The organism is Pantoea cypripedii (assembly GCF_011395035.1).
Taxonomy (GTDB): domain Bacteria; phylum Pseudomonadota; class Gammaproteobacteria; order Enterobacterales; family Enterobacteriaceae; genus Pantoea; species Pantoea cypripedii_A.
Window position 1 is genome coordinate 33,595 of the sequence record NZ_CP024769.1, and the last position, 9,174, is coordinate 42,768.

Annotated in this window: 8 protein-coding genes; 7 read left to right on the forward strand and 1 reads right to left on the reverse strand. The window is 56.7% G+C overall.

The window, feature by feature from the left end:
- Window positions 1-82: 82 nt before the first annotated feature.
- The 5 genes from CUN67_RS20545 (at window position 83) to CUN67_RS20565 (ending at window position 6,108) form a co-directional block, all read left to right on the forward strand.
- Window positions 83-1,228, forward strand: a complete 1,146-nt coding sequence (locus CUN67_RS20545) for a M20 family metallopeptidase (RefSeq protein ID WP_208717315.1) — start codon at window positions 83-85, stop codon at window positions 1,226-1,228.
- Window positions 1,225-2,622: a YfcC family protein gene (locus tag CUN67_RS20550; RefSeq protein ID WP_208717316.1), complete on the forward strand. Its 1,398-nt coding sequence runs from the start codon at window positions 1,225-1,227 to the stop codon at window positions 2,620-2,622. The genes CUN67_RS20545 and CUN67_RS20550 overlap by 4 nt, the downstream gene beginning before the upstream one ends.
- A gap of 195 nt (window positions 2,623-2,817) precedes the next feature.
- A complete protein-coding gene (locus tag CUN67_RS20555; RefSeq protein ID WP_208717317.1) occupies window positions 2,818-4,080 on the forward strand; it encodes a DUF1479 domain-containing protein in 1,263 nt (420 codons plus the stop codon).
- Window positions 4,081-4,174: 94 nt separating this feature from the next.
- A complete protein-coding gene (locus tag CUN67_RS20560; protein WP_208717318.1) occupies window positions 4,175-4,927 on the forward strand; it encodes a DeoR/GlpR family DNA-binding transcription regulator in 753 nt (250 codons plus the stop codon).
- An 83-nt stretch (window positions 4,928-5,010) separates the two neighbouring features.
- Window positions 5,011-6,108 carry an NADH:flavin oxidoreductase/NADH oxidase gene (locus CUN67_RS20565; protein ID WP_208717319.1) on the forward strand — a complete coding sequence of 366 codons (1,098 nt, stop codon included), beginning with the start codon at window positions 5,011-5,013 and terminating at the stop codon, window positions 6,106-6,108.
- A 102-nt stretch (window positions 6,109-6,210) separates the two neighbouring features.
- On the opposite strand, the gene CUN67_RS20570 is transcribed toward CUN67_RS20565, so the two are convergent.
- Window positions 6,211-7,584 (reverse strand): PLP-dependent aminotransferase family protein, encoded by a 1,374-nt coding sequence (locus tag CUN67_RS20570; RefSeq protein ID WP_208717320.1) that lies wholly within the window; start codon window positions 7,582-7,584, stop codon window positions 6,211-6,213.
- A 120-nt stretch (window positions 7,585-7,704) separates the two neighbouring features.
- Here CUN67_RS20570 and CUN67_RS20575 point away from each other — a divergent pair, with 120 nt between their 5' ends.
- Together CUN67_RS20575 and CUN67_RS20580 are read left to right on the forward strand one after the other, a co-directional pair.
- The gene (locus CUN67_RS20575) at window positions 7,705-8,568 is read left to right on the forward strand and encodes a DMT family transporter (RefSeq protein ID WP_208717839.1); all 864 of its coding nucleotides are present in this window, start codon (window positions 7,705-7,707) and stop codon (window positions 8,566-8,568) included.
- A gap of 145 nt (window positions 8,569-8,713) precedes the next feature.
- Window positions 8,714-9,174 (forward strand): helix-turn-helix domain-containing protein (locus CUN67_RS20580; RefSeq protein WP_208717321.1); only part of this gene is annotated, 461 nt, incomplete at its 3' end.

The following is a 9,174-nucleotide window of genomic DNA, read 5'->3' on the forward strand; positions in this document are numbered from 1 at the left end:
ACAATTCTAGCATTCCCACCTCATTTTTATACGCAGAGTTTTCTGCGCATACTGCCGTCTGGACTAAGGCAGGAAACTATAAATGAACAATATAAAAAATTACTTACAACAGCATGCTGATGACATTCTGGGCGATATCAAACGACTCGTTCAGGCGGAGTCACCGTCATTAGATAAGGCGGCGGTGGATCGTTGTGGCGAAGTGCTGCAAAGCATTTTTCAGCAGCGTCTGGGCATTGATGCGCAGGTGGATCAGCAGACGACATATGGCAACCATCTGCGTTTTTCACTCGGGGATGACGGCCCACAAACCACCCTGATTGGGCATTTTGATACGGTCTGGGATCACGGCGATTTAGCGCTGCGCGAAGAGGATGGCAAACTGTATGGCCCCGGCGTGCTGGATATGAAAGCGGGCCTGGTGCAGGCCATCTGGGCGGTGCGCGCACTGCAACAGCTGGGTCTGTTAAGCGGCCAGCGCATTGTGTTCCTGTGCAACAGTGATGAAGAAGTCGGTAGCCCCAGCTCCAGCGCCTGGATTGGCCACCACGCCGCAGGCTCCCGGCAGGTGCTGGTGGTAGAACCAGCGGTAGCAGGCAGCAACGACCTGAAAATTGCGCGTAAAGGCACCGGACGTTATGACGTGGTGATTACCGGCCAGGCGGCTCATGCTGGCAACAATCCTGAAGAAGGGATCAGCGCGGTGCAGGAAATGGCGCATCAAATCCACTTCCTCCACGCGTTGAATGCACCGGAACGCGGTACTACTGTCAATGTCGGCATTGCCAATGGCGGTAGCCGGATCAATGTGGTGGCCGACCATGCCGAACTGGGCATAGATACCCGCGTCACCAGCGAAGATGAAGCACAGCGCATCCATGACGCGATTACCCAACTGCAACCGGTGCTGCCGGGTATCGTGTTGTCCGTCAGTGGCGAACAGGGCCGCCCGCCGATGCGTCAGACCCCGGCGTCACAGCAGATGCTGGAACGCGCGCAGCAGATCGCCCAACAACTCGGTTTTGCCGTTGCAGGTAAATCCGTCGGCGGCGGCAGCGATGGCAACTTCACAGCAGCATTGGGACTGCCCACGCTGGATGGCCTCGGTGCCACCGGCGCAGGTATTCATGCACGCCACGAACACATCATCATTGCCAATATCGTTCCACGTGCCGCATTGGTGGCAGGGATGGTGCTGGGCAACCGCGCGGCAGGTGATGTGTTATGAGTCAGGTAAACCTCGCACAGTCAGCGTCAGCACCTGTCGCCCGCCCCGTCGGGCAAAGCCCGTATCTGCTGCTGTTTATTATGCTGGTGGTGGCGGCTGTCGCCACCTGGCTGATCCCGGCTGGCGCATTCGATTATGTCACCCGCGAGGGGATAAAGTTTGCGGTGAAAGGCAGCCTGCACGCGGTGCCGCAGTCAGGTGTCTGGCCGCTGGAGATTTTTACCGCCATCGCGGAAGGCATGGTTAAAGCCGCACCGATTATCTTTCTGATTCTGTTTACCGGCGGTGTGCTGGCGGTGGTGGAATCCACCGGAGCGATTAAAACCGCGCTGAATTCGCTGGCGCGCAGTACCAGCCTGAGTGATACCCGCATCATCCTGATCTTTGGTGTGATTTTCGCCATTCTCGGCACCACCGGCGCGGTGATCAATGCGGTCGTGGCTTTCGTGCCGATTGGCCTGCTGGTGGCGCGTTCGCTGGGGCTGTCGCCGATCCTCGGGGCATCGCTGGTGTATCTCTCTTGTGCTGCCGGGTTTAACGTCTCGGTATTAGGTCCGGCGACCACCGGTCTGACGCAACATCTGGCGCAGCTGCCGATCTTTTCCGGCATGCTGCTGCGTGGGATAACCTTCCTGTTGTTTGCGCTGAGCGCCATTGCTTACCTGATCTGGTCGGTACGTAAAGCACGTCGCGAAGGTCATCTGCGCCCGAAACAGGCTGAGGAGAAGGATGCAACGCTTGTCGTCACCGGTCGCCATAAACTGATTCTGGTGACCTGCGCGCTGGCGCTGATCATTTTCATCAGCGGTGCCGTGCGGCTGCACTGGGGCACCAATGAAATGTCCGCCATGTTTATCCTGCTGGCGATTGTGGTGGGGCTGATTGGCCGCATGTCCGGCACCGATATCGCCAATACATTCCTTTCCGGCTGCTCTGGCCTGGTGAAAGGTGGCTTTATTGTCGGCCTGGCTGGCGCGGTGTCGCTGGTTCTGCAACAGGGCCATGTGCTCGATCCTATCGTTGGTTTCCTCACCGACCTGCTGGCACCCGTACCGCAAAAGCTCGCGGCGATTGGCATGTTTATCAGCGCCGCGTTGATTCACTTCGGCATCTCATCCGGCTCTGGCGAATCGGCAGTGCTGATCCCGATCTTCTCTCCGCTGGGCGATAACCTGGGCCTGACACGTCAGGTCACGGTGCAAACCGTGTTGCTGGGTGAAGGCATTGTTAACTGCATCAGCCCCACCTCCGGCGTACTGATGGCGGTGCTGGCTACCGCAGGTATTCCTTTCGGTAAATGGCTGCGTTTTATCGCGCCGCTGATCGCCGTATGGTTCAGTATCTGCGTGGTGATGCTGTTAATCGGTGTGTCAATCAAGTGGGGGCCGTTCTAAGCCCGAACACCATCAACCTAACCTTCTGTCACGGCGCGATTTTTCGCGCCGTTTTCTTTGCAGCAAAAAGTCCCCCTGGTTATCTGTGAGCGAGCGCAACATTTTGATGTTGCGCTTTTGTTATTTCCGCTTAATATTACGAATGAAAGTTAATTAAGATTCATTCGAAACAAACCAAACCGACCAGGAGTTGCTATGAACACCTCTTTTACCTCAGTGACCCTACCTGACGATCACAAAGCAAAAATCCGCCTGATGAAGCAGCAGCTCAGAGCGCAAATTGGCGACGTTGAAGGCTTATTCCTTCAGGTGAAGGCTAAAATCACCCAGGCCATTGCCGAAGCAAAGGAAGATGAAGCGCAACGGGGAACAGCCTGGCCGGTGGTTAGCTGGCGTGATATCGCAGAAAAAAATGTCTCTCAGGATCAAATCGATTTTATTAAGCGTCGCGGCTGCGTGGTGGTGAAGCAAAACTTCGCCCGTGAAGAAGCGCTGGCCTGGGATAAGGCGATGCTGGATTACCTCGAACTGAATGATTTTGACAACATCTATCGTGGCCCCGGCGATACCTTCTTCGGCAGCCTGGAAGCCTCCCGACCGGAAATTTATCCCATCTACTGGTCCAAATCGCAGATGGAGGCACGCCAGAGCGAAGGGATTTCCCTGACACAATCCTTCCTGAACCGGTTATGGAAATTTAATAGCGGCGGTGTGACCTGGTTCGATCCTGATGTCAGCATTATTTATCCCGATCGTATCCGTCGCCGCCTGCCGGGCACCACCTCGAAAGGGCTGGGCGCGCATACCGACTCCGGCGCGCTGGAGCGTTGGTTGTTACCTGCTTATCAGCAGGTATTCCGCAAAATTTTCAATAACCAGTTTGCTGACTACGATCCCTGGGATGCCGCGCACCGTACCGAAGTGGATGAATATGATGTCGCCAATACCACCAAATGTTCGGCTTTCCGCACATTCCAGGGCTGGACCGCACTTTCCGATATGGAAGCGGGCCAGGGCTTGCTGCATGTGGTGCCGGTGCCTGAAGCCATGGCGTATGTTCTGCTACGTCCGCTACTTAGCGATGTACCGGAAGATGAGCTGTGTGGTGTGGCGCCCGGTAAAGTGCTGCCGATTTCACCGCAATGGCACCCGGACCTGATCGCGGGTTTATCTTCCATTCCGCCGTTGCAGGCAGGTGACTCGGTGTGGTGGCATTGTGATGTGATCCATTCCGTCGCTCCCGTTGAGTCACAACAGGGCTGGGGCAATGTGATGTATATTCCCGCCGCTCCCTTATGCGACAAAAATCTGCGCTACGCGGAAAAGGTCGCCAATGCGCTGGATTTCGGCATCTCTCCCCCTGACTTCCCGCGTGAAGATTATGAGCGCGACTGGCAGGACCGCTTCACCACCGCCGATCTCAATGCCATAGGTAAACGTAGCCTGGGGCTGGCCTGATGAAATCGACCCGGTGGTCCATCCTTCGCCACCGGGCGAACGGCTTTCTGCTAGACTGGCGAGGTTTACCCTAACCGTGCCACCTAAAAACTCTATGAATACCCGACACGAACAGATTATCCAGCTGGTGAACGAGCGCGGCAGCGTGAGCGTGAGCGAGCTTTCGCAGTTGACCGGCGTTTCCGAAGTGACCATTCGTCAGGACCTCAACGCACTGGAACGCGAAAATTTCCTGCGCCGCGTGCACGGCTCAGCCGTGGCCCCCGACAGTGATGATGTCGGTTCGCGCATGCGTACCCGCTATAAAATCAAACAGGCGATTGCTGAACACGCCGCGTCATTGGTGAATGATGGCGAAGCCATTTTCATTGAAGGTGGCAGCACCAACGCGTTGCTGGCGCGTTGTCTTGCCAGCCGCAAAGATCTGACCATCATCACCGTGAGCCACTACATCGCCCAGCTACTGCGGGATTCGCAGTGTGAAGTGATTATTCTCGGTGGTCAGTACCAGAAAAGCAGTGAATCGATGGTGGGTTCGCTTACCCGCTTCTGCCTGCAGCACATCAATTTCCATAAAGCCTTTCTCGGCGTTGATGGCTGGCACCCGGATACCGGTTTTACCGGCCGGGATATGATGCGCTGCGATGTGATCAATGCGGTGATGGCCAAACAGACTTACACCATCGCCGTGACGGATTCCTCCAAATTTGGTGTGATCCATCCCTACCCCAGCGCACCGGAATACCCGTTTGATGCAGTGATTACCGATGACGGCATTCCCGCCACCGCGCGCGAGCATCTGACGGAAAGCGGGGTGCGGTTAGAACTGGTCACTCAGCCAAAGTAACGTTATAACGCACAAATTGATTGTTGCCCGCATGGCTTCTAAGCGCATGATGTCTTCCTTTGGCATGAAACCAGGATAAACACATGAGCAAATTATTTAGCCCGATCAAACTGGGTGCGCTTGAGTTAGATAACCGCATCGTGATTGCCCCGATGTGCCAATACTCGGCACAACAGGGATGCGCCACGGCCTGGCACCGTATCCATTTAGGCCAGCTGGCATTCTCCGGCGCAGGGTTGTTGATCATCGAAGCGACGGCGGTAGAACCGGAAGGCCGAATTTCGCCCCAGGATCTCGGCCTGTGGGATGATACGACGGAGCAGGCCCTGCAAACCGTGGTCAACGATATTCGCCAGTATGCCGATATCCGCCTCGGTATTCAGTTAGGCCATGCCGGACGTAAAGCCTCCACCTTCGCCCCGTGGCTGGGCGGCACCCAGATTCCGCTGGAGCAGCAAGGCTGGCAGACTGTTGCGCCTTCCGCTATCCCGATGCATGACGGTGAGCGCCCACCCACCGCGCTGACCCATGCTGACCTCGAACGCATCAAACTGGCTTTTGTTGCCAGCGCGCAGCGCGCGGTGCGTATTGGTTTTGAATTGATCGAACTGCATGGCGCTCATGGCTATCTGCTGCATCAGTTCCTGTCGCCGCTAGCCAACCAGCGTGAAGATGAATACGGCGGCAGCCTGGAAAACCGCATGCGTTTCCCGCTTGAGGTGTTAGCAGCGGTACGCGCCGCCGTGCCGGAGCATGTCGCGGTGGGTGTGCGAATTTCCGCTACTGACTGGGTAGAAGGCGGCTGGGATGTGGCGCAGTCTGCTGAGTTCTGTCAGAAAATTGAAGCACTGGGATCGGCCTATGTCCATGTCTCCAGCGGTGGCCTTTCTGCCCAGCAGAAAATCACCGTATCAGCCGGTTATCAGGTGCCCTTCGCCCGTGAGTTGCGCAAAATCACCCGTATGCCGGTCATCGCGGTGGGGCTGATTACCGAGCCGCGCATGGCGGAAGATTTGTTGCAGGAAGGCGATGCCGATTTGGTGGCGCTGGCACGTGGCATCCTCTACGATCCACGCTGGCCCTGGCATGCGGCAGCTGAACTGGGTGCCAGTGTGCATGTGCCGCCGCAATATCTGCGCTCTGAACCACATGGGGTGAAGGGGAGTATTAAAGCCCGTTAACGTTGCCCCGTAGCTACCTACCATACTGAATATCGTCTCCAGGTGCGCATGAATGCGCACCCTACGGGTGTAAGGTCGGCATTTATGCCGACCGGGTAAAAATTACTCGCCCATCACCCTCTTAAGCACGCTATAAATCCGTTCATCGTCTGACTGCGACACATTAAAGCGCAAAAAACGATCGCAAGCGCCGGACTGGCTAAAGGTGTTGCCGGGGGCCAGTACCACGCCCTGTGACAAACAGGCGCGCGAGACGTCTGCGGCATTCATCCCTTCCGGCAGTTCACACCAGAGAAATAACCCGCTTTGCGGCACCAGCCACGGTCGGATACCCAGCTGCCCGAGCCGGGAGATGACCTCCAGCCGGTTATCCGCCAGACGCTGCTTAATCGCCTCGATATGCCTTCGATAACCACTATCTTTCAAAATATGCAGCAGCACATCGGCAGCCAGCTGGCCACTGCTAAAACCGGTGGCGATTTTAAGATCGGTAAGTTTATCCACCCACCCGGGTTTCGCGGCGATAAAGCCACAACGCACCGACGCAGAAACCGTTTTAGAGAAACTGCCGATTAGCATGACCCGCGACAGGCCATCGAGCGCGGCCAGACGCGGTGCCGTGCTGCTTTCCAGATCGGCAAAAATATCATCCTCGACAATCACCAGGTCCGAATCTTCGGCAATTTTCAGCAGACGATGCGCCGTTGTCGGGGACAGAGTGCCACCAGTCGGGTTGTGGATACCGGCATTGGTGATATACAGGCGCGGCGCGTGCAGCGTCAGTGCCTGCTGGAACGCAGCGAGATCCGGCCCCTGCGCGGTCCAGGGCACGCCAATCACGTTAACCCGTTGCGCTCTGAGCAGCGCATGGAAGTTGAAATAACAGGGATCATCCACCAGCACGCTATCGCCCGGTTCAAGTAAAAAGCGGCAGATAAGATCGATGGCGTGGGTGCCGGAATCCGTCAACACCAGTTGGTCGGGCGTCACCGGCAGACCATACCCTGCCAGACGTCGGGTCAACAGTTGACGCAGTTCCGGGTTGCCTGCGGGAACGGCGTAATCAGTCAGCAAGGCGCTTTCGCTACGCGCGGCCTTGCGTAATGCGCGGCGAATCCCTTCTTCATACATCCAGCTGGCTGGCAGCCAGCCACAGCCAGGTTTCAGCATGTCCGGCGCAGCTTCAAGTGCCTGTCGGGTAATCCACAGAGGATCAATGTCACGCTCCACCTGCGGGCCGAGCTGCGCAAGATCCAGTGGCGCAATCGGCCCGGAAACAAAAAAGCCCGCTCCCGGACGCGAGACAAGGATATTTTCCGCTTCCAGCCGATCATACGCCTCCACCACCGTGGACACTGACACGCCTGCCGAATGCGCCCTGGCGCGTACCGAGGGCAGGCGGCTGCCCGGCGTCAGCGCCCTGGACGCGATCTGCTGACGAATATCATCCATCAATTGCTCGATACGGGTTTTCATATCGTCCCCTTCTGTACTGCCCTGGAGACCAGTACAGTTTTTTAAAATCGTACTGGATTGTATCTGGCCTGGCTGCCGTTGTCAGTGGTTTACTGCGCAACATTAAGTCAGGAGACGATGATGAAAATTGTATTAAATGGCTGGGTCAGTGGGTTTATTGGTGTGATGATTTTTGCCGGTTCGCTGCCCGCCACCCGTGCTGCAATCAGCGGTTTTAACCCGCTGTTTCTCACCGGCGCGCGTGCCACCATTGCCGCCCTGCTGGGGAGTTTATTATTGCTGGCGCTGCGCCAGCGTCGCCCTGCCCGTGGCGATATTCCGGCGCTGGCGATCACCGCATTGGGCGTGGTGGTAGGCTTTCCACTGCTCACCGGCCTGGCTGTGCAGCATATTTCATCCGCACGTTCGATTGTGTTTCTTGGCTTACTGCCGATGTCGACGGCGATCTTTGCCGTGCTGCGTGGCGGCGAACGCCCTCGCCCGCTGTTCTGGCTGTTTTCACTGACGGGCGGAGCCATCATCGCCGGTTATACCCTGAGCGACACGGCGGGAATGATGATGACCGGTGATAGCCTGATGATCGGAGCCATCATCTTATGCGGGCTGGGATATGCTGAAGGCGCAAAACTCTCGCGGCGTCTCGGCGGCTGGCAGGTCATCAGCTGGGCGCTGATTCTTTCCGTTCCCGTCATGTTACCGATTGCCGCGGTTACGCGTCCGGCGACCTTTGCCAATATCGCGATGTCTGCCTGGCTGGGGTTTGCCTATGTCTCAATCTTCAGTATGCTGATCGGCTTTATCTTCTGGTATCACGGCCTGGCGAAAGGCGGGATTGCTGCGGTTGGGCAGTTGCAGTTGATACAACCGTTTATGGGATTTGCGCTGGCGGCTTTACTGCTGCACGAATCGGTCAGCTGGGCCATGCTGATGGTAGCGTCCACCACCCTTGTTTGCGTGTTTGGTGCTAAACGCTTTGCGGGCTGAAATACGTTTGTTGCTACCTGGTGCGCTTGAAAGCGCACCCTACGCCTGTAGGGTCGGCATTAAGGTACAAACCGGGCACATAGGTAACACTTTAGACCGGGCACATGGGTAACAGTTATAAACGGCATAGCAGAGGAGACTCACTATGCCCTGGACTGAGACTGTTATCATGCAACGCCTTGAATTTATCCGTGCCTGCCTTGCAGGCACTCATTCCGTTTCTGAACTTTGCCGTCTGCACCGTATCAGCCGGAAAACCGGCTATAAGTGGCTCAGCCGATTTGACCCCGCTGACCTCTCCTCTCTTCAGGACGCCTCACGGGCAAGACTCACACAGCCGGAGAAAATCTCCCCGGATATCGCTGACCGCCTCATTCTCTTCCGTATGCAGCATCCCGACTGGGGACCCAAAAAAATCCATCACTGGTTCCTCAGTCACGACCCCGGCTTCATCGTTCCTGCCGCCAGCACCATCGGGGACCTGCTGAAACAGGAAGGCCTGGTGCCTGACCGCCTGAAGCGTAAACGCACACCCGGCAATGTGCAGAAACTCACGCAGACTACGGCGAATAATCAGGTCTGGTGCGCAGATTTTAAAGGCCGCTT

Bases quoted from the DNA above. Each gene is read 5' to 3' on its own strand.
- CUN67_RS20545 (WP_208717315.1), top strand. From the start codon at position 83: ATGAACAATATAAAAAATTACTTACAACAGCATGCTGATGACATTCTG.
- CUN67_RS20550 (WP_208717316.1), top strand. From the start codon at position 1,225: ATGAGTCAGGTAAACCTCGCACAGTCAGCGTCAGCACCTGTCGCCCGC.
- CUN67_RS20555 (WP_208717317.1), top strand. From the start codon at position 2,818: ATGAACACCTCTTTTACCTCAGTGACCCTACCTGACGATCACAAAGCA.
- CUN67_RS20560 (WP_208717318.1), top strand. From the start codon at position 4,175: ATGAATACCCGACACGAACAGATTATCCAGCTGGTGAACGAGCGCGGC.
- CUN67_RS20565 (WP_208717319.1), top strand. From the start codon at position 5,011: ATGAGCAAATTATTTAGCCCGATCAAACTGGGTGCGCTTGAGTTAGAT.
- CUN67_RS20570 (WP_208717320.1), bottom strand. From the start codon at position 7,584: ATGAAAACCCGTATCGAGCAATTGATGGATGATATTCGTCAGCAGATC.
- CUN67_RS20575 (WP_208717839.1), top strand. From the start codon at position 7,705: ATGAAAATTGTATTAAATGGCTGGGTCAGTGGGTTTATTGGTGTGATG.